Below are 23,053 nucleotides of genomic sequence, written 5' to 3' on the forward strand. Positions count from 1 at the left end.
TGTTGATAGAGGAACTGTATTTGAAGGACGCGAACGAGATTAGCGCGAGACACGAGCTAGGTAAGAGCGTGAAAAGGAGGAGACATGCTAGGTGAAGACTCTTGACAGGTCCTGGTTGTGGTTGAGAGTGGAGAAGCACCAAGAGGCTCAGAAGGACAAGCGTGAAGTTCTCGATGATGAGAAGAGAGGGACACAATCAGGATGATCTCCCCTAACTAATCCTTCGTTGAATTATAAGAAATAGAGAGACTAGAGTATATTTCCAATGGGGAAACCTGAATGTGGCTCACCGAATATACTACAGTTTTTTTAATGTTTCTAAAATATTTTCTCATGAATGTAATTGAGCACAATCCAGAAACCAAATCCTATAAAAAAGTGAAATTAGTGAATTTTTATCAGCTTAATAATCCTCTTGGTGAAACCTTGAATATATTGACTATCTTCTTCTCAATATCACTAATACTGCACCTGCTACCGCAATTGCGACAATAACAATCCCTAGAAACACGGAACTTATCGAGGTCTGCAAAGTCTCTTGAACTGGTTGATCTACCATGATGCTCCCGCCCAGTCCCACTACGTCTGTTCCGGTGAAACTTCCAGTTAAGTAGAATGGTAAATTAGCATTCAATGTGACAGTGGATCCGGCATTTACCCATTCGCTGTTGGTCTGAACTCCGTTTATGGTCACAGGATATTGGGAGTTAATCTGAATTAAATACTGTTTAGTTGTTTTAACCGATATGGTTGCAGGACCATTCATGGTCAGAGTTGCAGGAGAGATTCCGGTAACAAGTTCTCTTGTCGTGGGGTTAACGTAATACGTCACATTTTCCACGTTTATGATTGTACCGGCGTCGTACCAGCCTGAACTCAAGGTCTCGTTGCGACCATTAACCAATGCATATGTGGGGATTGGAGAGTTCAGGATAAGTCGATACTGAATAACGGTTGATATTGTGATAGTTTCCGGTTGGTTCACTGTTACATTTGAAGGAGTTATTGATGTTATCACATACCGTTCGTTGGGAGACGGATAATAGGTAATGTTTTCCACCTGTATCAACGTTCCTTGATTGTACCAGCCCGATTGAAGAGTTGAATTTTCATATCCTATTTGAGCGTACACGGGTATGGGAGACGATACCTGAACGTAGTATTGTACCTCCGGAGTAATGGTAACATTAAGAGGGGAGTTAACGGTGAGAGAGGTTGAAGGTGTTACATGGCCAATCACCTCCCTTTCCCCTGTGGCCACATAGTATGGAATGTTCTCTATGTCTATGGCGGTTGATTGATTATACCAGCCTGAACTCAAGGTCTCGTTGCGACCATTAACCATGGCGTAAACTGGAATGGTTGAAGAGACATCAACATAATACTGTTGATAATAGGTCACGGTGACAGTGTTAGGAGAGGTGGCTGATCCCTGATAGTTATATGTAATTACTCGTTCCCCTCCATTGCTGGAAAGAATTTGAGGAAATTCATAGTTGGTGCCATAATCTACCCACAGGGTAGTGGGTAACTTTGCAGTTCTCAGATTCCCCAGATAATAATAGCTCACTGTGGGAACCTCGGGCCCCTGATACTGGAAGCTTATCTGAACCTGTTCATAGTAGGTGATTGATAGCTTAGTTGAGCCCGATATCTCCCCCTGACCATTGACGGCAATCCATCGATAGCCTCCTTCGGTTATGTTGGAGGCTGAATAGGTAGTGCCAGATGGCACCTTAATGTTCAGGTTATTGAGAGGCTCGGTAACCTTAGTACCATTAGGGAAGGTGAAAGTTATCATGGGTGTAGAGGGAGGCGTTTGACCATTGACGGAGTAGGACCCCGTCACAGAGTAAACTTGAGGCTGTGCAATGTTAATCGTTACATATTTCACGACTGAAAATCCGGGAAATAATGTAGCATTAACCTCCAGTTGATAGGAGCCTGACGTGGTTGCCTCAACGGGAATGTTGAACGTGGTCTGACCGTTCACATGTAAGGTGTATGTTCTGGTCTGAGATGGACTTGAGACCTGAAGAGTAACGTACCCGTAGGCCTGAATTTGAACCGGTACGTTGGTTGTCTGTCCTAGCGACATATCTACGGTTGGAGGTACTATTACATTAAACTGAGTGACACTGGTGGTTACGGAACCAGGCAGAGCCATCACGTTAGCCTCTCCCACCAGCTGGTCGTTGGTGTTATAGACAAGGACCGAATAGTTAACGTAAGGCTCTAGCGTGAATGTGGCCGATCCTCCCTGGAATGGATAGAGATTTCCATACCTTTGGGCGTATTGATAGGAATAATCATCATTATATATTCGAACATATCCCTGGTTTAGTCCCGTATTTACGGTCAAACAGGTAATGTCGGATGTATTCCACAACGGTCCCAGAGTGCCAGGTCCAGTAGTTATATACGCTGTTGGGAGGCCAGAAAATAGATAATAATAATAAAGGACTTGCAGGTTGGATGACGTTTCCGCTGTATCCGAACCGTAATTATAGGCATTTATCACCTCCTGGAAATTATGCCCGTTCCAGTAAAATAAGAGTAAATCGACGTTAGCCTGATCAATGTAGGTTGTTGACCCTCCCCCAGGTCCGGCTAGATCAAGTTCAGCATCATAGTAGTTACCACTTCCTGTGAGGGCACTTCCGTTTACTTCGAAATATACGTTAGAAGCACCACGGACATTGGTGACGGTGACCGTATCATAGTTTACCCACCCGTAACCGTCATTATACCAGAAATAAATAACCGGTTGGCCAAGATTATTGGTAGTGACGTTCACGAGAAGATCGAATGACGCAGGAAGTGATAGGGTAACGAAAGATCCTTGATCATAAGAGCGATCATAATAGTAAACTCGCGATGGGTACCCATTTCCAGTGAAGTTACCATACTGCCCATTTCCTTGAAGTGATGTAACGTTACCAAATGGCGCACTATAATTCCAGATATTATCTATAAAATAAATATTATTATTTATCGTATTAAACCGCGCGACGTCCTGTACCCACAGGGCGTAACTTACCCCGTTATATTTATAGTTAAGCACTACATTAAGCTGGAAAGTAACGCTGGTAGATCCCACCGGATTAAGAGCCTGTAGGCTGTTTATGTAAACCTGTCCTAAAAATTGTGTGGTGTGATAGGAATAGTCCCCATTGGGTCCAACCCCGTAATCTGCAATTCCCATAGGGGCCGGTTCAGAGGTATAAAATCCAGGCTGAAGATTCTGCGTATTACCAACTAAACCTATTTCACTATTGGAGTGAAAGTAATTACCAATTTCCCCAGTAGTTATGAGTGCTGGAAGCAGTAGGAAGGTCATTAGAATTATACCCTTTAAGTATCTCATGAATAGTAAGAGTAAGTTATTCTATATTAATTTTGCCTATAATCATTGCTCAATTTTGACGAGTTTGAATAAGTTAGGTGATCTGAAGCTATATCCTTCTAAAGATGTACACAGAACTTTCTTTATGGACTCAAATAAGCTATTGAAATTCAAGTTAACGCTGACAGGAAGCGAGAAAATCTTACGTTGTAGACAATGCTTTCCAAGCCGGTAAGTTAACCTCTTTACCCTTACTTTACCTTTCCTTAGACGACTTTACGATTAGGTATTTACAAAACCATTTAATTTTTTGGGTTCATTGAATGGTAATGGACTGCATCACGCTGACCAACGTTGTGAAGAGGTTTGGGACCACATACGCGTTGAATGGCCTCTCCTTCTCAATACCGTGTGGTGGCAGGTACTCCCTCCTGGGTCCCAATGGAGCCGGTAAATCCACGACCATGAAGATCCTCGCTGGACTGATAAGACCGGACAGTGGGGAGGCCCTCATCAAGGGGATGACCCCAGGGAGCAAGGAGGTCAAGAGGATCCTGGCTTACCTGCCCGAGGATCCCGTGCCCTACAGGATCCTGACCGTGAGGGAGAACCTTGAGTACTTCGCGTCCCTGAGGGGAATTGAGAACCCCAGGGAAAAGGCTGAGGAGATGATTGACCTGTTCGGGTTGAGGGAGTACGAGAGGATACAGGCCGGGAAGCTCTCCAGGGGGAACCAGCAGAAGCTCTCCCTTGCCCTTGTCCTGCTTCACGATCCTGAGATAGTGCTCCTGGACGAACCCCTGAACTATCTGGACATTCCAACGCAGGAGAGAATAATCAATATCCTGAGGGGAATGAACTCAACCTTCCTGGTCTCCACTCACATCATGTCCATTGCCTCCAGGCTCACGGACCACGTGGTCATGATCTCCAGGGGTAGGGTAATCTGGGCCGGGAGTATCCAGGAGCTCAGGGCCCTGGGGAGGGAGGACGAACCCATAGAGAGCGTGGTGTCGAGGATGATGACCGATGATCACTAAACTGTTGAAGGTCATCATACTATCCCGTTTCCCCAAGAGTACAATCCTGATGATCGTTCTACTGGACACGGTTCTCGTGGGGATGAGCCTTCCCGGGAGGAGTTTCTCACCTGCAATATCTCCAGAGTTCTCCCTCCTTTCCATTCTCTACATCACCTTCCTTGTGGGAATCTCGCCCTTCAACTCCAGGTTCAACCTCGTAACCAAGTCGGACTCCGACTTCCTGGTCATGCTTCCCGTGGACGACAGGGAATTGATAGCCTCATTTATCCTTGGATACTTCGTGGTGAGTCTTCTCTTTTCAGCCGTGTTTGTGGCATGGTTTGTTTATGCCCTGGGACTGGCTGGCCTCGTCATACCCCCCTTCCTCGCCCTCGCGATCTCATCCATGTCCGGGACTCTCTACAACTTGGACAACAGGAGGAAGGCCCTGGTGAGCGTGGTTATGGTGGCCTGGTTCCTTTCAGCCCTGCTGAGGTTCCCCTTCAGTCCCCTCTCCATGTTCGCCGGTTACAAATACGGCTACCTGATCCTTCCGGCGTTTTCCGTGGTGCTCCTTGCACTGGCCCTGAGAAGGTTCAACTACACCACGTTCTCCACCCTCTCCTACACTCCTCCAGGGAAGCAGGAGGTTAAGAGGGAGATCACCTTCAACTCCAGGAGTCCCTTCCTTCTCATGCTCAGCAGGAACCTGAAGATCTTTGAGATAGGAGGAAGAATGAACCTCATGGGGAGTTACACCTTCGTCTCGAGGAGAATTGAATGGTGGAAGATACTCTCCGTGACCACAGGGATTGGGGTGGTGATTTACGTGTTAAATCTCCTGGGTTTCAGGGGGTTTGCGCTGGGCTTTTACGTTCTACTCGGGACCTGGATATTCACGGTGTCATACTCCAACTCAGCCTTCATATCCGAACCAGTGTGGCTTGACATGAACGTGATGAGTCCCATCCAGTTCGCCAGGTATTACGTGTTGAGCAAGGCGGTATCAATCCTGTTGATGCTGTTGCCCATAGCCCTTTCCTTCCTTGTGCTGGGAAAGATAGGAATAGCTGTGGCAATGGTGGTGGACCTCCCCTTGAGCTCAATCATGATAATTTCCCTATACGCCAGGTTCTATCAGATCAACTTTCAGAATCCCATGACCTTCAGCCCTTCCCGTTACCTGGTGGGGATGTTGACGGTGATTCCACTGGTGGGGATAGTTCTGGTGGCGTTCCTTCCCATTCCGGGAGTTATACTTGGAGTTGCAGTGTTCGAGAGCATAATTTCCTTACCGTTCTTACTTGTCCCCGGTTACTGGAACAAGGTCGTGGAGAAAATCGTCACCACAGTATGACATGAAGGTTACTCACCTAGTTTAAGAGCTTGTTGACAGCGGGAGATGGATTGGGGGCCACTCCAGATTGTGTATTTAAGGAGCCTTTAGCGTGAAATACACAACAAACCGAGCTGGGCCCTGATTGGGAGATCAGGTTACTTCTTACTAAGTATTGCTTCCCGATCAGCTTAACCAGCAACATTAGACGCTTCCTTGCGACGTCTTTAACTCCCCGGTTAAAGAAAGCTAATTACCTCATCGAAGGAAATAGTGTATGGACCTCAAGATCACAGTCCTGAGCGATAACTTCTCATCCACGGTCATACCTCCCCTCCTCGGAGAGTGGGGATTCTCAGCCCTCGTGGAATACGAAGGCGTTAAGGTGCTGTTCGACGTGGGTAACTCGGGTGTTCCCCTGCTACACAATTCCTCCCTCCTGGGAATCGACCTGACGCAGGTTGACTATATTGTCCTCAGCCACGGTCACAGGGACCACACGGGTGGCCTCGGCAACCCAAAGCTCCTGAGGAAACTGAGGGGAAAGATGGTGATAGCTCACCCTGGCGTGTTTGAGCGAAAGCTCCTCAACTGGTCCGGAAGGATTCAGGACATTTCCATCCCCCTCTCCAGGGAGGAGATGGAGAGGGAGTTCTCCCTGGTCCTTACAAGGGATCCACTGGAGGTGGTGGAGGGGCTTCACTTCAGTGGGGAGGTGAAGAGGTTTGGCTTCCCCCAGTATACAGGAGGTCTCTACAAGGCCCTGAACTCCGTTGTACCGGATAACATGGAGGACGACGCATCCCTATACGTGAGCGGTGACAGGGGAGCAGTTGTGCTCACGGGTTGCGGTCACGCAGGAATCCTGAACATACTGTCAGACATGAAGGAGAAGGTCAAGCCAGGGGAAATAGAGGCTGTGCTGGGAGGATTCCATCTTCTCTCCTCTCCCCGGGATCATGTGGAGGAGGTGTTCTCAAGTCTCGTGAGACAGGCCAGAAAGGTGGGACCGGCACACTGTAGCGGAAACGTGATCAAGGCGTTAGCCCAGAACCAGAAGGTCTTCCTGGACATGGGAGTTGGGAAGGTCTTCAGGTTTACGGATCACAATTGAACTCCCGGGGTTTTTCAGAATGCAAGAGGTTAAGGCCACAGATGAAGAGCTGAAGAGGGTTTACGAGGACATACCCTCAAGTTACGACAGGGCTAACAGGTTCATTTCCTTCAATCAGGACGTGAGATGGAGGGCTGACCTGGTCAAGACGGCACTGAAGTTCTGCCCCAATCCCTTGTTAGTCCTGGATGTGGCCTCAGGAAAAGGGGAACTCACTTACGTTTTCAGAAAGTTCTCCAACGCTTACACTGTGATGATGGATTACTCTGAGAACATGTTAAAAGGAGCAGTAATTGAGGGAGATAGGGTACAGGGTTCCTTTGACTCACTGCCATTCAGGGATAACTCCTTCGACATGGTCATGAGTAGTTTTGCCCTTCACGCATCAGACGACGTGGAGCTGGTGATCAGGGAGATGGATAGGGTCTCCAGGCACCTGATAGCCTTCATTGCCATGGGTAAACCAGACAGTCCCTGGAAGAGGGCCTACGTGGGGTTTTACCTGCACTACCTGATGCCCTACATTGCCATGCTTGGCGGGGCTAAACCCCAGGATTACAGGTACATATACTACATATTCAGGAGGCTATCCACGAACCTGTATTACAAAACCCTCTTCTCCAGGTTGTTGGATATCAAGGTCTACAGGGAAATGGCCTTAAACCTGTTTTATTTCGTAGTTGCGGAAAAAAGAGAACGATAAAAAGATTCCTTTTCACGGGGCGTGAGCCAGGTGGGCCGGGATAGTCTCTATTCCTATTATCGCGCCCAGTATACCTGCAACGATCACTGCCAGCCAGAATAGCACGAAAACCACCATCCACGCGCCAATGGACGCCTTGTTTGTTCCCGATTGAGCTCTCCATCTATCTAGTGCCACTGTAACAGGGTAACCCAGTATTCCTGCAATGCCGTAGGCCGTGTAAAGCCCTAGCAGGGCCAAAGGTTCCTGAGTTAAGCCCAACCTGTAACCCACAACGCCGTAGTATATGGTAATCAACCCGGCGAAGAGGGCGAATATTCCCGTGGTCTGAAGTCTCTTCTCCATGTAAACTGCAATGGAATAGGAAAGAATGACGATACCCAGCAGGAGGTAAACATCGTAGAACAGGATGTTGTAGCTACCGGGTAAGGTCCAGGTGAACTCTCCCCAGAGAGCCATAATGGTAATGACCACGCCCAAGATACCTGCAGGTATAATGGAATCGTCTAAGCTCCTCTTTATGGCACTGTATCCCTCCTTTCTGAAGCCAAGGTAGGCCTGTATAGTGGTGTAAGATATGAGAACGGACACAAGGGGTAAGGTGAATAACATCAGGGCTAAATCATCTATGAATACCATTTCAATCACCAATTCATCCTCGATTTTCAAACCTTTAAATATAGCATATTTATTTATATTTTGTTTATAATTTCTAGCTATGTTATCCACGATTTATGTTAATTAATACTTTAAATAAATGGGAAAACCGCAAATATGTGCAATTGAGGGTTAATGTTGATACCGGTGAGTGGACGCTTGGCCTTCCCCACTTTCTACCCTTCTGATCGTGATGCTACTGTGGTCCTTGTGCGTATTATTTTAGTCTGCGCATCCAGGAAGTAGTGCCTACGAGGATCATGAGAAGGCTTTTCTCCCTGCTTAAGTTGTTCGGCCCGGATTTGAGCAGACAACATCTATCACTCTCGCCTCAGTCAGGCTCTTCAACCTGACGCATTGTTCTTTGGAACATGGAGTAATTCCAGGGCATATGTTCTAGCTTTGGAAATCTCCCAACTACCCGTGGATTAAGTTTTTGTTGAAATGTGGCGCTTACGAGAAGCTGGGCTTAAGGTCTCTAAATCAGGACGAATACCGCAATATTTGAAATAGTTAAGCAAAACCGAAAATATGCATGTTTCAGAGAAGCTATCCACAGGGACAAGAGTGGTGAGCTACCCTGCCCTGAAGGGCGAGGTTTTCCGAATCTTCATCCTAGAGAGTTTTGTTCTCAATCAATCTTTCTACCAGTTCGTCAAGGTTATCCTCGAACTCCGGATTCTCCGACAAATAAGTGAGAAAAATATCCATCGCCTTGATAATTTGGATTATCTCCTTTTGATGTTCCTTTACCTCTAAAAGGTATTCCTCTTCTTCTGGGGTTCTTTCGTAACTGTATCTGGGTGTATCTCCGGCAGCCTCTTCTAAATATGGGTATGATCAGTGCAATTTGGTAAATTGCGTGTAAAGCCTTACTTAGCTTCTCGGTAGCCGCTCCCATAAGAAATATCTTGTTATTTTCGTACCCCTCTTTCGCTGTAGGATCAACTTCTCTCTGAATATCGTCATAAAGCTTCAGTATTGTTTTAATATCTCCATGAGCATCCTTAACATAGCTCCGAAAGAGAGATTTGTATTTTGTCATTTTTATCCATTTATCAGCTCATGAATTCTTTTTTTATGATGGAGTAGTCACTGTATTTAGGATAATTGCTATACACATATACTAGTATATCTTTCCTGCTTTTAACAATCCACTTTTTGAAGAATTCTTTGACTTCAGGCTCCACTTCTTTCAAGTCCCTCCTCTCTTTCAAAACGTAGCTTCTTTTGTATCCCACTACGTCACCGGTGAAAGGATCAACTACAGGCTTCCTGAGTTCTTCCACTTCGCCTGTCTCAACCAGATCTATTAACGCATTATTCAATTCCCTGGAGTAAGGACCGAACAACCAAGGTTCGAACATCAGGCCCAGATTTTTTCCACCCTCCTCCTGGAGAAGAAAGAAGATTTTTTGGATCTTGGTCGCAATAACCTCAGTGCCCAGGTCGTTGCCAATCTGAATAAGTGCCTTCAGATAGTTCCGTAAGTATGACATATGTTATCTCGTTCTACCCAGATAAAAAAGGATATATTAGACAACATGAGTTCCATCAAAAAGAGTTGAAGAGAACATCTAGCTAATTTCAGGACATTATCTTCACTCTCTCATTCCTGTAATTTTAGTATAATCCGAATATCTTTTTATCTCTTCAAGAATTTCGTTCCATAAACCTGAGAGGTTCAAGGGCTCTACGAAGAGCTTCTCCTCCTCGTTGAGGTTGTGATCCAGAACGATCTTCACATACTTCTGAATCCAGTCCTTCCTTCCCTGGGAAATGGCACTTGTGCCGTATTTATCTATGAGGAGATGATCATTGCTGAAGGGTTTGGCCTTGTCTCCCAGAAGGGGAAAGACGTACTTGTCCTCTATCCTGGCATGCCATCCCACCACAAAGGAGTGAGTCTCCCAGAGAAGGGATAGCCCCTGTTGAGGGTTCTGATCCAAAATTTCCTGGGCTATGGAGAACCTGAGGCGAATTACCGCATGTTCGAATCTCAAAAGATCCAAGAGGTCATGAACGAACATGAAAATACATTGTGAAGCAAGGATTAAATCTCTTGACTTGAGCGACTAACTGTCCGGGATAGAACTCACGTCAACCCAGCGACGCGTTTCCCACGGAATCAGCGTTACATTTCCCCTAAAGCTAAAATTTAACCCTTCAATTGCACGGGATCCCGTGAAGATAGGTTACGTTTCCACCAACTACTCCATGGGGTGTAAGGCTGACGCAACCTTCAGGTTGAAGAATCTTACAGAGGAGAAGGTGATTGAGACCGCGTCCTCAAACCTGAACTGCCTCAAGAGAATTCTGAAATGGAACGTGAGCAATGATATTCTCTTCTTTAGGATTAGCTCCAACACCGTTCCCTTCGCCTCCCATCCCATGAACACCGCGAACTGGAGAGAGGAACTTAGGGGCTTGCTCAAGGAGGTCGGTTCCTTCATCAGGGACCACTACCTGAGGATATCAATGCATCCTGGACAGTTCACGGTTATTAATTCCGAGAAAAGGGAGGTGGTTGAGGCTAGCGTGAGGGAGCTGGAGTATCACGCGGATCTGCTTGACCTGATGGGCGTTGAGGGAGTCATACAGATTCACGTTGGGAGCGGTAGCGGAGGGAAAGAGAGGGGATTGGCGAGGTTCGTGAGGGGTTTCTCCCTTCTGCCGGAGAGGGTTGCCAGGAGGATCGCGGTGGAGAATGATGATAGGATATATACCCTTCGCGATTGCCTTGTGCTTAACAGGGAGCTGGGAATACCCGTGATATTCGACAACCTTCATCATCAGGTTAACAGCAGTGGAGAGGGACTATCTGAGGCCTTCTCCCTGGCCCGAGAAACGTGGAGGGGAACTCCAATGACCGATTACAGCTCTCAGGAGCCCGGTGAGGAAGCGGGGGTTCACGCCAGTACCCTGGATGAGGACGACTTCAGAAGATACGTTCAGGAGATATCCAGGGTGGGAGACGCTGACATCATGCTGGAGATAAGGGATAAGGAAAGAAGCGCACTGAAGGCCGTTCAGGTTCTGAGATCCATGAAGGTGGGAAAATCAAGAACCTAGGTCCTCAGTTCACACGCAACAACTCAACCTGCTCACATCGGAGCGGAACGCCAATGCCACTAACCTGAGGGACTCCGCAATCGTGGGAAATACGTGGACTGTCTCCACAAGATCGTCCACGCTCGCCCCGAGTCTGATCGCCAGCGAGGCCTCACCAATCATCTCCGCCACGTTCTCCCCCACAGCGTGAACTCCCACCACTTTCCCGTTCAGGGTAACCATCTTAACGAATCCGTCCCTGGCGTCCAGTATCTCCGCCTTGGCCACTGAACTCATGGGTAGAACCCTCGACTCCACCTTACCCTCCCTTGTTCTGGCCTCAACCTCAGTGAGACCGACCCTGGCGAGGTTGGGCTGGGTGAAGATGACCTGAGGAACGGCATTCTCGTCAATTGTCTTATGAGAGCCCGTCAGTGCGTTCTCGACAGCGACCGAACCCTGCCTGCCAGCGAGAGCCTCCAGCATCTTACCTCCAAGCACGTCGCCCGCCGCATAAACGTTAGGATTATCCGTCCTGAGCTCCTGATTCACCCTGATTCCTCCCCTTTCATTCAGGGAAATACCAGCATTTTCGAGTCCCAGTTCAACGTTGGGTTTCCTCCCTGTGGCGAGGAGTATCTCATCTGCCTCCACCTCACCCTTGTCTGTGACCACCACCTTCCCTGCACCTCTCCTCACTTCCTTAACCCTGACCCCCGTAACCACGGATATCCCCTCCCTCTCCATGATCCTTCTGGCCTCAATCGAGGCCTCCGGTTCCCAGTCAGGGATAAGCATGGAACTTCTCTGAAGAATTGCCACATCCACGTTCATCCTCCTATACATTTGGGCGAACTCAAGGGCCAGGGCCCTACCCCCTATTACGACCAGGGAGTCAATTTTCCTGTCCGGGGACAAGGCCTCCCTGTTGGTCCAGAACCCAACCTCCCTTATCCCTGGGATATCCGGTACCAGTGGAGATGAACCCGTTGCGATCAGGAATTTCTCCGCCTCAATAACTTTACCGTTAACCTTCACAGCGTGGGGTGACACGAACCTGGCTTCTCCCTGAATCAGTTCCACGTCATAATAGGAGAGAAGATCCTCGTACTTGGTCTTCCTCATCTCCTGAACCAGGAGGTCCTTCTCCCGAAAGGCTGTGAATTCCGGGTAGACTTCGCTTCCGGTGACTTCTCTCGCCACCTTATAGATCTCTCCGACGTGTAACATTCTCTTGGAAGGAACGCAACCCACATTAACGCAGGTACCTCCCACTTCTCCCTTCCCTATGAGAACCGGTTTTACCCCCAGTTCGTTTGCCTTAATCATGCCTGCAAATCCGGATGCCCCATAGCCAATGATGGCGAGCTTATACATCTCTCTTCACTAACAGCAGTGCTGGTTCTTCTCAAAGGCATCCGCGCAATGGGAACAGCAGAAGTAATGAACCTGACCGCCTATCCTCCTTGTATACAGGTTTTCAGGGGTGAGTGGCTTACCACAGGTCTCGCATTTGTCTCCCGTTGATGCCTCGGGATTAATTCTAAGATTTAGCTTCATAGAGATATATCCTCGTCATCACTAATAAATATTTCTACACTTGAACAGTTGTTCATATATGATCTAAAGATATCCAAACATCAGCATCATGAGGAAATGTGGTTCATCTCCGAATCATCAATGAGGAGGTGCCCGTTCCTTTCTTCCCAGGTCTCGCCACACCCCATAACCTTACTGAGGTACACAGGTTCGTCTGCCCTCTCCACGAGGAAAGAGTTTCCTGACCCGTAAGCTTAACAGCCTTGATCGAACCCTGAGAAGGTGTGTGAGAAAGGCCCACGTAATGCTTTGAGAACTCACGCTTCGACGCTTCAGTACCAACCTGTAATGCTAAATAGGAGAGGCAGGAGATCTTCAAATCTCGGAGATTTCCTGCTATACTCATGTTAATTCTACAATACGAATTTGAATCTGCTCGTAACATACCAATCGGTCCCTGAATCTTATAAAAATAATTATAATTAGAAATAGAAAATATATAGGAAAGTTTTTATACCATGACAATTATAAATAATAGAGTCCCTTGATCGAAAATATTGAATTCACGGTTGATCATCCCAGGGAAGTAGTCCTGTCCAGATTAACCAATCCCTTCTTTTTCGTGGGAAGTTTGGGACATGTGGCCATCCTTGAGCTATATGACGAATCCTCCCAGAATTTCGTCATGCCGTCCCAGGCAACTTCCCCCAACTACACGAAATTTCACGTAGCTTACCTCTTTGGTTCGGGAAAGGCCTGGATAAGGGTTGGAAATGGGGTGAAAACCAGGGAAGGATTCCTTGAAGGACCTATATACTCGCCTTTGGGTATCTCCTACAAGGGTGAACTGCTTGATCACCAGACGAAGTTTGAAATTGATATCTCAGCTAGCAGAGTGAATGACGGGACAAAGGTTAAGATCATGATTAATACCTCAGATGGGTCCAGTATCTGGCTGAGAGCTTCAGGTTTCAATTTCTCTGAACTAGTGGAACACATGATCAAGGGACACGTGATTCCCATACTGGGCAGGTATCCCATATCCAAAAGCGTCTGCTGATCAAGCGAGCTACGCCGTCCTTCACGGCAGACACAAAATCATCCCCTTGAAGATAAATCTAAATTATAAAAAACGATTCCATAATTTTAATATATTTAGATATAAATTCATCGATAACCTCGTTCATGAAAACTAAGAAAGAGCCTGAAATTCTTTCGACTCACCTCTCCCTTTGCCTGAAACATAACCTCCATCACCACTTAGGACTTCCCTCCTAAAAACACGAAAAACAATAAACGATAGTAATAACGATAGTAATCACTGAAAATCTTTCGACTAGTTTTCATGCAAAGATACTTAGCCAAAGACTCCTATTGTACAAAGATCTTACTGGAAACAGTAACGTAAAATGTATACTATGCAACTAACTCACTGATATTACTTTAATACCTAAGATACTATGTATCTTATCCCTTTTAGAAAATATATCTTTATCAAAAGTTACAAATTTTGTAGCTCCAATTATTTTACTTAGAACTAAGTGTAGTAGATCTAAAGTCCTTAACTTTAATGTATAGTATTTTAAAGCTTCTTTAAAAGCAATGTTCAAATCTGGTTCTATCAACTTAGAGCCTACTTTATCTATAAAAATAGAAAGCTAGTTCAATAGGTTTATCAAATCCAGCTCTAGTATAGACAGATGCTAGTTCAAGTAGAACCAATCCTGATACAACCTTATTATCATCTTCAATATTTTCATCTAACTTAATGGCCAGTTCATGGTTACTGTCCTTTTCATCCATAAATGAGATAATAAAGCTACTATCTAAATAAATCATTGACGTCCCTCTTCTAAGATCTTGGACAAACCACCGTGTTGTATTCTATAGTTATTTTTCTTGAGTTCCTCAACACCCTCAGAGATTTTCTTCCAAAAATCCAATTCCTGTTTAACTTTCTGAATTCCAAGCTCTATCATTATATTAATTGCGTTAGATCTACTTTTAGCCATTCCATATCTTACCATCTCATCGGCTAATTCAGCAATCTCTTTCTTTACTTTTACTGTGATAGGAACGGACACTATGGAACACCTAGGTACACTATCGGAAAACTAGTATTTTAAGTTAGATTTTTCTTACCACAATTTTGCAATGTGAAGCAATTAGCATGCTAAAGGTGAACTGTCCCGCCCGCATGATGGGACTTCCCAGTTCATTGATCATGCTCGATCACCCTCCATTCATAGCGTCGAATGGAACCCATCCTTGACGCCCCGTATGGGAGGGTTAAGGTGGTATTGGACTCCGCAGGCTTGATTTCGGTTCCATCCCTAGGCGGTCATCCCACAGCTATTACCGTATGATGGTGTTTACCGGGCCACAGTTGATGTATATATTATCATTTAAAACCTTTCTTCGGGGCTGTCCATCCCTCGCGATGAGGGCCTTTCGCCCCCTTAACTCTCAAAGAGATAAACTCTTCAGGTATATTTGGAAATAGCATCAAGTTACTATCTTTTCCCTTACCGTCCTGTGAAAGGGGGAATTTTCCACAAAGTCGTAAACCAAAACATTCGTGTCAACTACCGCCGTATGCATCCTCTGCAAGCCTATCTACCTCCTCTGGAGAGAGGTTCTCTGCCCCCTCAACTCTCACAGATACTTTCATTTTAACCCTCTTCTTTCCATGACCTAGCTGTCTTCTCAACAACTCGTTTAACACGTCAGATATATGCCTTGTATTTCCGTATTCCTTGATGGACAGCTTCACTAATTCCCTGTAAATATTTTCGTCCAGACGGACAAGGGTCTTTTTCATCATCTAGATATCTAGTTAGCTAAATTCGCCTATATCCTTATCCACCTATACCCCTGCTTGTAACCCAGAACTTTTTAATTTCACATTTGGATCTACATGGTGTCCTCAGACAAGGAAAGGATCCTTTCCAAAATAAGGGAACTCAAGATAGGAAAGGAGGAATTGCTCAAATACCTGCAAAGTGGAGATAAGGACATCAAGCATGAGGCTTGGATCGCTGCCGAGAAACTTATCAGCCAGGGAAGGCTCGGCTTGGAATCACTCCTCTGCTTTCCGGACCACGGAACACGGTACAGAGTATGGAATTTGATTCCAGGTCTCACGCAGGTTAACAGGGAGGCTGTTCTCCACGACATCCCCTGTTTACTTGAACTACTCAAGGATGAGGATCTCAACGTGAGAAGGCTGACATGGTACGTCACTCTGCCTAAGCTCCTGGATTACGTGAACCTTGAGGACGTGAGACGACTAACTGCTTTCTGCAAAGAGGTAGCTGTGGGAGAATGGAAGGACCTGCTGGATGAAACCTGCCGTGAAATACTGGGTTGACCACTCAAGACCCGTTATTTTATACAACAATTCATGTTAAAACATCTATCATCATGTTCATTACAATTGATGGTGAATTTATATACGCGGATTTCGTAATTAATGATGAAAAAGAATGGTAAGAATTATCGTCTCCATTAAACAGGTCCCCGATGCTGACGATCTGAGAGTTGATCCGGTTACAAACACGCTGGTTAGGGAAGGGGTTCCTGCCGTGGTTAATCCCCCGGACCTTCATGCCATAGAGGAGGCTGTGAGGCTCAAGGAGAAATATGGTGGTAAGGTCACGGTGATAACCATGGGTCCACCTCAGGGCGAGCAGGCGCTTCGTGATGCCCTGGCCATGGGTGCGGATGACGCCTATCTCATCACCGATAGGACAATGGCCGGAGCAGATACCTGGGCCACCTCTTACACGCTGTTCAAGGCAATTCAGAAGCTGGGTGGGGCAGACCTATATCTCTTTGGAAGGAGGGCAGTGGACGGGGAGACGGAACAGGTGGGTCCCCAGACCGCAAAGTGGCTGGGGATACCGGTGATCGGGTACGTGAAGGAGGTGAAGGAGGTGAATGAAAGACATGTTGTTGCGGTAAAGTCAACGGAGGTGGAGGAGGTTACCATGGAGTCTCCAATCCCGGCAGTTCTCACAATAATGGATACAGCCAATAAACCAAGGGAACCAGACATCAACTCCCTGATCAGGGCGAAGTCAGCCAAAATAGTCAAGTTCTCCAAGGATGATATTGGGGCGGAACCGAACAAGATTGGGCTTGCGGGTTCCCCAACGAAGGTGATAAAGGTTCATCCTCCACCCAGGACGAGGAACCCGGAGATCAGGAAGGCGAGTGAACCGGGAGCCATAGACTGGCTTGCGGAAAAGATAAGGGAATCGCTCAAGGAGGATTCCTCCAGCACCGCGCAGTACGTGAAACCCCAACCCAAGGTGAAGGTTCAGGGAGAGGTATGGGTTTACGTGGATCACGTGAGTGGAACTCCAAACCTGGCGTCCTTTGAGATCATGGCAGAGGCCAGGAGGATCGCTGACCTCATGTCCACTAAGCTGGGAGCAGTTATCGTGGGAGACAGTGTTGACTCCCTGGTGGAGCTCTCCTTCAAGCACGGTGCAGATAAGGTGTATCACGCGGTAACCAGGGGTTACAACTATTACGATAATGACGTGTTCACAATGGCCCTTTCCAAGGTTATTCAGAAATACAAGCCCGAGGCAGTCCTGTTCCCTGGGACCAGGAACTCCAGAGAGCTCGCATCAACCACAGCGATCACGGTGAATACGGGGCTGATAGCTGACTGCACCAGCTTTGAGGTTGATGACAAGGGAGTACTCAACTCCACCAGGCCGGACTTTGGAGGAAAGGAGATGTCCACGATCATCTGTCCCAATTCCAGGCCCGTGATGGTGACCGTGAGGCCAGGGGTGTTCAGGCCGATTCGATTGGAAGGAAAGGGAGAGGTGATAAGGGAAGAAATCGAGGATCTCTTCACAAGGTTCAAGGTTCTGGACAGGAAGGCCCTGGAAAAGAGGAACGTGCTGGCAGAGGCTGAGGTGGTTGTGGGTGTGGGGAGAGGAATAAGGGATCCCTCCAATATCAAGATGATTGAAGAGCTGGCCTCCAAACTAGGTGGAGTGGTGGGGGTCACGAAACCTCTCGCTGATTCAGGATGGTATCCCAAGGACAGGCAGGTGGGACAGACCGGGACAACCATAAGACCGAAGCTCTACATCGCTGTGGGAATTTCCGGGGCAGTCCAGCACCTGGTGGGCATCTCTGGAGCTAGGAAGGTCATTGCCATAAACAACGATCCTGAGGCACAGATCTTCGGCAATGCCGACTATGGTCTGATTGGGGACCTCTTTGAGGTAGTGCCAGAACTGATAAGGAGGTTATGAAGATGTACGACGTTATCGTAGTTGGTGCAGGACCTGCAGGAAGTGCTGCTGCCCTCAAGGCAGCCAGCATGGGGGTAAAGACCCTTGTACTTGAGAGAGGGCCAGAGCCAGGGGCCAAGAACGTATCGGGAGCAATGGTCAGGGTAGATGAGCTGAAGGTATTTGACGTGAAGAACATCCCCGTGGAGAGGGAAGTGAAGAGGGTGAGGCTGACGCTGGGGAATAGCGGGGAAGTTTCACTGGAGATAAAGCCCAGGGAGAGGCTGATAAACGTGGGAAGGCTGAAGCTGGACAGGTGGATGGCCTCCCAGGCGGAGAGTGCTGGCGCGCTTGTCCTGACCAAGACCAGCGTCCTGAAACTTAAGCCCGAGGGAGTGGTAACTGACAGAGGAGAGGTACAGGGAAAGGTGATAATCCTCGCAGAGGGTGCCAATGCCCTGGTGTCCATGGGAGTAGGGTTGAGGAGAGACCTTACTCCAGAGGAGACCGTTCAAACGGTGAAGGAGGTGTACTCTCTCAACAAGGATGAGGTGAACAGGAGGCTGGGCCTATCCACCGATCAGGAGGGGCTGGCAGTGAGATACCTGTTCCAGGACCCCGTCCCTGGAGCTGGATTCCTGTACACCTACAAGGATTCCATAGCCTTTGGCGTGGGAGTGCACATGACCTCACTCATCTCCCACAGGATTAGACCACAGGACGTTCTTGAGGAGGTCAAAAGAACGCTCGGTATCCAAGAGCTAGTGAAGGGTTTCTCACTGAGGGAGTACTCCGCCAAGATCATCCCTGAGAACGGTTTTCCGGCGTGGAAGCCATGTTCAGGTAACGTGTATCTGGCTGGGGATGCCCTGGGTCTGGTTAACCCCGTCACCTTCAACGGAATAGGTCCCGCGGTAATCTCAGGGGCCCTTGCGGGGGAGTACGCAGTGAGGGGAGAATGTCAGGGTTACGAGAGGGCTCTCCTCGAGGACAGGGTTGTGTCCCAGTCTGTCAAGATGAGACCCCTGGTAAAGGAATTGTTGAGGGAGGAAAACATGAAGTCTTACATCTCCATGGCCACGGAGCTCTCCTCGTCCTGGATCACCGGAGATCTCTCCCTCGATGCCGTGAAGAAGAACTCATGGAAACTGTTCAAACACGCGTTACTTCTCATGGGTGCTCTATCATGAGAGTTGAGGAGAAACTTTACACCTTGAGATACAAGAGGGATGAAGAACCTCATCTAAAGATAAGGGATCCGGCGCAATGCCTCAAGTGCGAACAGGAGTACGGAATGCCACAACCGTGTATAGCGGTGTGCCCCGCGAACGTCTATAGTTGGGATGGACACAGACTGGTGCTGTCGTACGAGAACTGCGTTGAGTGCGGTGGATGCAGGATTGCCTGTCCCTTCCACAACATCGCCTGGAGTTATCCCAGATATGGTCTCGGGATGTCCCTCAGGTATGGTTAAGTCAAAGTTTTTTAACTAGTAGGTGTTATAATATATGATAATGAATGTTGGACAATTAGTTGTAAAAAAGTTAGTTTCACTTCCTGTTTCCTCCTCCATGAGAGAGGTCGCGAAAGTTATGAAGGAGAATGACGTAAGTTCGGTTATACTCACCAACGAAAAGGGAGAGATTGTGGCCATAGTGACTGAGAGGGATATAACGAGGGCAGTGGCGGACGGGCTCGACTACTCCACCCCTGCGGGGAGAATAGGGAATGGTCCAGTTATCTCTGTGGAAAGGGATTTACCCCTTCTTGAGGCACTGGAGCTGATGGGAGAAAAGAAGATTCGCCATCTCCTCGTGAAGGATAAGGACCAACCCATAGGTGTGGTATCCTTAAGGGAAGTTGCAAACACGATCTCCCTCATGAACTTTGCAGACTCCTACTAGTCTTTTTGAACTCCCTTTCCTTTTTTAAAGCTTGCCTAGTTTGCGTGTATTTCATTTTAACGTCTCCTTGACTCTGAACATATGATGTGGGTAAGCTATCCGCCCTGAAGGGCGAGGTTTTCCGAATGCTTACAACCATCTTATTCATCCACTATTCCCACCTTCCTCATCAAGATTACCCCAATGGCCATCACGAGAGCCAGAATCGCGAGCAGGACTCCCCGAAAGCCCAGAAATGTTATCCCTATACCGGACACAAATGAGGTGGCAGAGCCCATCATGGTTAACGACGCGAAGAAAATACCGTTGGCTATGCCCCTCATTTCAGGTGGAACTCTCCTCGTTATGGCCACGGTGGAGAGAGGCATGGTTATACCGTGCGGTACCCCGAGTATCGCCAAGGTGACCAGAAACTCAACCAGGGACCTTGAAAGGATCATGATCACTATACCTGTCACCGTGAGACAGAGGGACAGGGTTACCCCTCTCTTCACCCTCTCCACAGGGTATATGGACATGATCAGTCTGGTTAGAAGAGAGGCAAGAAAGAAAAGGGAAAACCCTACCTCCACCTCAGAAAGGGTTGAACCAAATCTCTCCTTCATGTAGATCCCACCGAAAGTGAGAAGAAAGGAGAAGATGAGTTCGTAGCTGGCTATGTTGAGGATTGCCACCGTAAGCGCTGGATTTCCCACGATCCTGGTCCTGCTCGAACTGGGGGAGATCCGTGCTTCGCTCAGGAGGGGTAGGGCAACCAGTGGCGCCAGGGCAAACCCAAGGAAGACCCCACGAACTCCCAGGACAGGAAGCAATTTGGCCTCAAGAAGTGGTCCCACCACCAAACCTATGCTGAGGGATAGAGCATATACGTTCAATAACCTTTCCCTCGTCCTCCTCTCCTCTTCTTTTCCTGAAATGGTTATCAGGTTGGGCATGATGAGACCCAGTGCGCCCCCAGAGGTACCAGTTACGATCCAGACAGATGAGGAGGAGACCTTTGATAGCAATGCCAGGGACAGGGAGTACAGGAGGATGCTGGAGAGGAGAACAGGCCTGCTGGAATATCTAACGAGAAAGGCACTCCCCACGAAGGTGGTCACGGTGAACACGGCGCTCAATGCGCCCACACCTAAACTGGAGAAACCCAGTGAATACCTGGCGAGGATCGGAAGGGTAGTTGAGATCACGTTACTCGAGGCCCTTATTAACAGGGTGGATATAACAATGGTCAGGGCTAGAAGAACTATCCTCCTATCCATGGAGCTTCACAGATTTTGATTAAAAAGAAATCATTTGCTTTGACCCTTGGTCGTCTCCACTACTCTCTCTTCATAGATCACGGTTTTACCCCTGAGAGCTGAAGCTATGGCAGCCGCAAATGACAGCCCAGATGCGGTGAAGAAAGCGATCTTAAGTGCCTTCATGAAGGCGGGAGCAATCACGTTGGAGAACCAGGTATTTGCAGTTATGGTGGAGATCACGGAGCTGGTAATTGAGCTGGCCACAGAGGCAGGAAGCTGGGAGAGTATGGCTGATACCGGGTTGTATCCCAGAAACGCTGCAAATATGGCTGCGGTGGGAGGTATCCTAGTCATGTAGGGAATCAACTGCGGGGCGCCAGCGGATGTTAACGCCGTGGAGAGGGTTGTGGGCAGGATCACGTAAAGCACTTCAATGACAATGGTGAAAAACACTCCAATGCTCAACGTGCTTCCGGTGTTGGTTAACATGGCCCTTATGCCAGACGCTGATCCCCTGTGACGTGGAGGAGACGCATTCATCAGGGAAGCAGTGTTGGGAGATACAAAGAGTCCATTCCCCAAGCCCATCATGAAAATGATGGTGGCAAATTCCGGATAATTGAAATTATATGGCAAAGTGGTCAAGGCCAGAAGGCCTACCCCTAGTATCACCAGCCCCAGGGTTGCAAGAGTCCTAGCCCCATACCGATCCGATAGTCTCCCGGCTACGGAACCCATTATTCCGAATCCCGCAAGTAGGGGAAGCAGATATATCCCAGCCCAGAACGGGGTGACCTCGTAACTGTAGCCGTGTAATGGTAACCATATGGCCTGTAAAAGCAGAACCAGCATCAGCTGAAGGCCACCGAAAGCCAGTTGGGCCAGTATTATAGCAGCTGATGCCATGGAGAAGGCCCTTATCTTAAAGAGTTCCAGCCTGAACATGGGATCAGGAACCTTGGTTTCCACGAAGAGGAAGACGCCCAATAAGGCCAGGCCTCCCACTATCGCAGAGATCACATATGGATTTGACCATCCAGTTACCTGATTCCCGTAGGGGAGAATACCGTAAGTTATTCCCACCAGAATGAGTATTAAGGACACTGCAAATAACACGTTGCCTGGAATATCTATCTTCTGATTCCTCTCCGGCTTACTCAACTGCTTCAGTGACCTCATGGACCAGATAGTTCCAAGGATACCTATAGGGACATTCACCAGGAAAACATCTCTCCAGTACACTGAGGCCAATATACCGCCTATGATTATCCCGGCCACTCCACCAAAGATTCCTATGACCCCGTTAAGTCCCAGTGCGAATCCCCTCTCCTTGGGTGGAAACGCCTCGGAAAGGATGGCGGCACTATTTGCCATCAGGAGTGCTCCTCCCACTGCCTGCATTACCCTGTACAGCACCAGCTGGAGTGCAGCCACATCTCCCTGTCCAGGCGTCAGGTAAAGGAGAACTGAAGCTATGGTGAAGATGAGGAAACCCAGGTTGTACATCCTCACCCTCCCGAAGATGTCCGATATCCTGCCCAGATTCACCACGAGGATGGCAGAAACTATGCTGTACCCAAATAAAATCCACAATAGATACTGAAATGAGTTAAAGGGGTTTATTCCTATTCCTCGGAATATTGCTGGTAGGGAGATCAACACAATATTGGCGTTCATGAAGCCCATGAAGACGCCAAGACTGGTGTTGGATAAAGCAATCCACTTGTACTGAACCATATAGTTAGAAGGTTAATCTTTATTTATTAAAGTTTCTTTACATGTTGTGTGTCACGATTTAAAATAGTTGATTTTTCACATTTTAAAATATTGAATTTATGAAAGCAGTGATCATGATTTCTTTCACTGAGTGAAATGCGTTACG

Annotated in this window: 23 protein-coding genes; 11 read left to right on the top strand and 12 right to left on the bottom strand. The window is 47.7% G+C overall.

Features of this window, described 5'->3' with window-relative positions; genetic code table 11:
- Positions 1-439 precede the first annotated feature (439 nt).
- A complete protein-coding gene (locus tag L3N51_RS06985) occupies positions 440-3,367 on the bottom strand; it encodes a thermopsin (protein ID WP_238026317.1) in 2,928 nt (975 codons plus the stop codon).
- A gap of 308 nt (positions 3,368-3,675) precedes the next feature.
- Here L3N51_RS06985 and L3N51_RS06990 point away from each other — a divergent pair, with 308 nt between their 5' ends.
- The 4 genes from L3N51_RS06990 (at position 3,676) to L3N51_RS07005 (ending at position 7,521) form a co-directional block, all read left to right on the top strand.
- Entirely contained in the window at positions 3,676-4,386 is a 711-nt protein-coding gene (locus L3N51_RS06990; protein WP_238026318.1) for an ABC transporter ATP-binding protein, read from the top strand.
- On the top strand, positions 4,376-5,725 hold the full coding sequence (locus tag L3N51_RS06995; protein ID WP_238026319.1) for a hypothetical protein: 1,350 nt from the start codon (positions 4,376-4,378) through the stop codon (positions 5,723-5,725). The genes L3N51_RS06990 and L3N51_RS06995 overlap by 11 nt, the downstream gene beginning before the upstream one ends.
- A 256-nt stretch (positions 5,726-5,981) precedes the next feature.
- Entirely contained in the window at positions 5,982-6,818 is an 837-nt protein-coding gene (locus L3N51_RS07000; protein WP_238026321.1) for an MBL fold metallo-hydrolase, read from the top strand.
- Positions 6,819-6,837: 19 nt separating this feature from the next.
- Positions 6,838-7,521 carry a class I SAM-dependent methyltransferase gene (locus tag L3N51_RS07005; protein ID WP_238026322.1) on the top strand — a complete coding sequence of 228 codons (684 nt, stop codon included), beginning with the start codon at positions 6,838-6,840 and terminating at the stop codon, positions 7,519-7,521.
- A gap of 12 nt (positions 7,522-7,533) precedes the next feature.
- Here the strand turns inward: L3N51_RS07005 and L3N51_RS07010 are convergent, their stop codons facing one another.
- From L3N51_RS07010 to L3N51_RS07025, 4 genes are all read right to left on the bottom strand, one after another.
- A complete protein-coding gene (locus L3N51_RS07010; RefSeq protein WP_238026323.1) occupies positions 7,534-8,160 on the bottom strand; it encodes a DUF981 family protein in 627 nt (208 codons plus the stop codon).
- 679 nt (positions 8,161-8,839) lie between these two features.
- Positions 8,840-9,223 carry a hypothetical protein gene (locus L3N51_RS07015; RefSeq protein ID WP_238026324.1) on the bottom strand — a complete coding sequence of 128 codons (384 nt, stop codon included), beginning with the start codon at positions 9,221-9,223 and terminating at the stop codon, positions 8,840-8,842.
- Between the two features lie 13 nt (positions 9,224-9,236).
- Positions 9,237-9,677 (bottom strand): conjugal transfer protein, encoded by a 441-nt coding sequence (locus L3N51_RS07020; protein WP_238026325.1) that lies wholly within the window; start codon positions 9,675-9,677, stop codon positions 9,237-9,239.
- 102 nt (positions 9,678-9,779) lie between these two features.
- Positions 9,780-10,208 (bottom strand): hemerythrin domain-containing protein, encoded by a 429-nt coding sequence (locus L3N51_RS07025; protein WP_238026326.1) that lies wholly within the window; start codon positions 10,206-10,208, stop codon positions 9,780-9,782.
- Positions 10,209-10,362: 154 nt separating this feature from the next.
- Here L3N51_RS07025 and uvsE point away from each other — a divergent pair, with 154 nt between their 5' ends.
- Positions 10,363-11,250 (top strand): UV DNA damage repair endonuclease UvsE, encoded by an 888-nt coding sequence (gene uvsE / locus L3N51_RS07030; protein ID WP_238026327.1) that lies wholly within the window; start codon positions 10,363-10,365, stop codon positions 11,248-11,250.
- 9 nt (positions 11,251-11,259) lie between these two features.
- Here uvsE and merA read toward each other — a convergent pair whose 3' ends face one another.
- Complete coding sequence (gene merA / locus L3N51_RS07035) at positions 11,260-12,606, bottom strand: mercury(II) reductase (RefSeq protein ID WP_238026328.1); 1,347 nt, start codon at positions 12,604-12,606, stop codon at positions 11,260-11,262.
- 9 nt (positions 12,607-12,615) lie between these two features.
- On the bottom strand, positions 12,616-12,789 hold the full coding sequence (locus tag L3N51_RS07040) for a TRASH domain-containing protein (protein WP_238026330.1): 174 nt from the start codon (positions 12,787-12,789) through the stop codon (positions 12,616-12,618).
- A 523-nt stretch (positions 12,790-13,312) separates the two neighbouring features.
- On the opposite strand from L3N51_RS07040, the gene L3N51_RS07045 reads away from it, so the two are divergent.
- Complete coding sequence (locus tag L3N51_RS07045; RefSeq protein WP_238026332.1) at positions 13,313-13,828, top strand: hypothetical protein; 516 nt, start codon at positions 13,313-13,315, stop codon at positions 13,826-13,828.
- A 578-nt stretch (positions 13,829-14,406) separates the two neighbouring features.
- On the opposite strand, the gene L3N51_RS12545 is transcribed toward L3N51_RS07045, so the two are convergent.
- The 3 genes from L3N51_RS12545 to L3N51_RS07060 form a co-directional block, all read right to left on the bottom strand.
- Entirely contained in the window at positions 14,407-14,607 is a 201-nt protein-coding gene (locus L3N51_RS12545; protein ID WP_255776203.1) for a PIN domain-containing protein, read from the bottom strand.
- Positions 14,604-14,852, bottom strand: coding sequence for a VapB-type antitoxin (locus tag L3N51_RS07055; protein ID WP_238026334.1), 249 nt, complete (start codon positions 14,850-14,852; stop codon positions 14,604-14,606). Before L3N51_RS07055 ends, L3N51_RS12545 begins: the two co-directional genes overlap by 4 nt.
- A 497-nt stretch (positions 14,853-15,349) precedes the next feature.
- Positions 15,350-15,592, bottom strand: coding sequence for a hypothetical protein (locus L3N51_RS07060; protein WP_238026336.1), 243 nt, complete (start codon positions 15,590-15,592; stop codon positions 15,350-15,352).
- A gap of 96 nt (positions 15,593-15,688) precedes the next feature.
- Here L3N51_RS07060 and L3N51_RS07065 point away from each other — a divergent pair, with 96 nt between their 5' ends.
- The 5 genes from L3N51_RS07065 (at position 15,689) to L3N51_RS07085 (ending at position 19,930) form a co-directional block, all read left to right on the top strand.
- Positions 15,689-16,138 carry a hypothetical protein gene (locus L3N51_RS07065; RefSeq protein WP_238026337.1) on the top strand — a complete coding sequence of 150 codons (450 nt, stop codon included), beginning with the start codon at positions 15,689-15,691 and terminating at the stop codon, positions 16,136-16,138.
- Positions 16,139-16,253: 115 nt separating this feature from the next.
- Positions 16,254-18,047, top strand: a complete 1,794-nt coding sequence (locus L3N51_RS07070) for an FAD-binding protein (RefSeq protein WP_238026338.1) — start codon at positions 16,254-16,256, stop codon at positions 18,045-18,047.
- Complete coding sequence (locus tag L3N51_RS07075; protein ID WP_238026339.1) at positions 18,044-19,216, top strand: NAD(P)/FAD-dependent oxidoreductase; 1,173 nt, start codon at positions 18,044-18,046, stop codon at positions 19,214-19,216. Before L3N51_RS07070 ends, L3N51_RS07075 begins: the two co-directional genes overlap by 4 nt.
- On the top strand, positions 19,213-19,500 hold the full coding sequence (locus tag L3N51_RS07080) for a ferredoxin family protein (protein WP_238026340.1): 288 nt from the start codon (positions 19,213-19,215) through the stop codon (positions 19,498-19,500). The genes L3N51_RS07075 and L3N51_RS07080 overlap by 4 nt, the downstream gene beginning before the upstream one ends.
- Before the next feature lie 40 nt (positions 19,501-19,540).
- On the top strand, positions 19,541-19,930 hold the full coding sequence (locus L3N51_RS07085; protein ID WP_238026341.1) for a CBS domain-containing protein: 390 nt from the start codon (positions 19,541-19,543) through the stop codon (positions 19,928-19,930).
- A 140-nt stretch (positions 19,931-20,070) separates the two neighbouring features.
- Here the strand turns inward: L3N51_RS07085 and L3N51_RS07090 are convergent, their stop codons facing one another.
- Together L3N51_RS07090 and L3N51_RS07100 are read right to left on the bottom strand one after the other, a co-directional pair.
- Positions 20,071-21,189 (bottom strand): MFS transporter, encoded by a 1,119-nt coding sequence (locus tag L3N51_RS07090; RefSeq protein ID WP_428846159.1) that lies wholly within the window; start codon positions 21,187-21,189, stop codon positions 20,071-20,073.
- 30 nt (positions 21,190-21,219) lie between these two features.
- Complete coding sequence (locus tag L3N51_RS07100; RefSeq protein WP_238026344.1) at positions 21,220-22,908, bottom strand: MFS transporter; 1,689 nt, start codon at positions 22,906-22,908, stop codon at positions 21,220-21,222.
- Positions 22,909-23,053 lie beyond the last annotated feature (145 nt).

Origin of the sequence: Metallosphaera javensis (ex Hofmann et al. 2022) (assembly GCF_022064045.1) — an archaeon.
Lineage (GTDB): Archaea > Thermoproteota > Thermoprotei_A > Sulfolobales > Sulfolobaceae > Metallosphaera > Metallosphaera javensis.

Coding starts and splice junctions, on each gene's coding strand:
- L3N51_RS07010 (WP_238026323.1), bottom strand. CDS start 8,160: ATGGTATTCATAGATGATTTAGCCCTGATGTTATTCACCTTACCCCTT.
- L3N51_RS07020 (WP_238026325.1), bottom strand. CDS start 9,677: ATGTCATACTTACGGAACTATCTGAAGGCACTTATTCAGATTGGCAAC.
- L3N51_RS07085 (WP_238026341.1), top strand. CDS start 19,541: ATGAATGTTGGACAATTAGTTGTAAAAAAGTTAGTTTCACTTCCTGTT.
- L3N51_RS07075 (WP_238026339.1), top strand. CDS start 18,044: ATGAAGATGTACGACGTTATCGTAGTTGGTGCAGGACCTGCAGGAAGT.
- L3N51_RS07100 (WP_238026344.1), bottom strand. CDS start 22,908: ATGGTTCAGTACAAGTGGATTGCTTTATCCAACACCAGTCTTGGCGTC.
- L3N51_RS07080 (WP_238026340.1), top strand. CDS start 19,213: ATGAGAGTTGAGGAGAAACTTTACACCTTGAGATACAAGAGGGATGAA.
- L3N51_RS07005 (WP_238026322.1), top strand. CDS start 6,838: ATGCAAGAGGTTAAGGCCACAGATGAAGAGCTGAAGAGGGTTTACGAG.
- L3N51_RS06995 (WP_238026319.1), top strand. CDS start 4,376: ATGATCACTAAACTGTTGAAGGTCATCATACTATCCCGTTTCCCCAAG.
- L3N51_RS12545 (WP_255776203.1), bottom strand. CDS start 14,607: ATGATTTATTTAGATAGTAGCTTTATTATCTCATTTATGGATGAAAAG.
- L3N51_RS07015 (WP_238026324.1), bottom strand. CDS start 9,223: ATGACAAAATACAAATCTCTCTTTCGGAGCTATGTTAAGGATGCTCAT.
- L3N51_RS07070 (WP_238026338.1), top strand. CDS start 16,254: ATGGTAAGAATTATCGTCTCCATTAAACAGGTCCCCGATGCTGACGAT.
- L3N51_RS06985 (WP_238026317.1), bottom strand. CDS start 3,367: ATGAGATACTTAAAGGGTATAATTCTAATGACCTTCCTACTGCTTCCA.
- merA (WP_238026328.1), bottom strand. CDS start 12,606: ATGTATAAGCTCGCCATCATTGGCTATGGGGCATCCGGATTTGCAGGC.
- L3N51_RS07040 (WP_238026330.1), bottom strand. CDS start 12,789: ATGAAGCTAAATCTTAGAATTAATCCCGAGGCATCAACGGGAGACAAA.
- L3N51_RS06990 (WP_238026318.1), top strand. CDS start 3,676: ATGGACTGCATCACGCTGACCAACGTTGTGAAGAGGTTTGGGACCACA.
- L3N51_RS07060 (WP_238026336.1), bottom strand. CDS start 15,592: ATGATGAAAAAGACCCTTGTCCGTCTGGACGAAAATATTTACAGGGAA.
- L3N51_RS07025 (WP_238026326.1), bottom strand. CDS start 10,208: ATGTTCGTTCATGACCTCTTGGATCTTTTGAGATTCGAACATGCGGTA.
- L3N51_RS07000 (WP_238026321.1), top strand. CDS start 5,982: ATGGACCTCAAGATCACAGTCCTGAGCGATAACTTCTCATCCACGGTC.
- L3N51_RS07090 (WP_428846159.1), bottom strand. CDS start 21,189: ATGGATAGGAGGATAGTTCTTCTAGCCCTGACCATTGTTATATCCACC.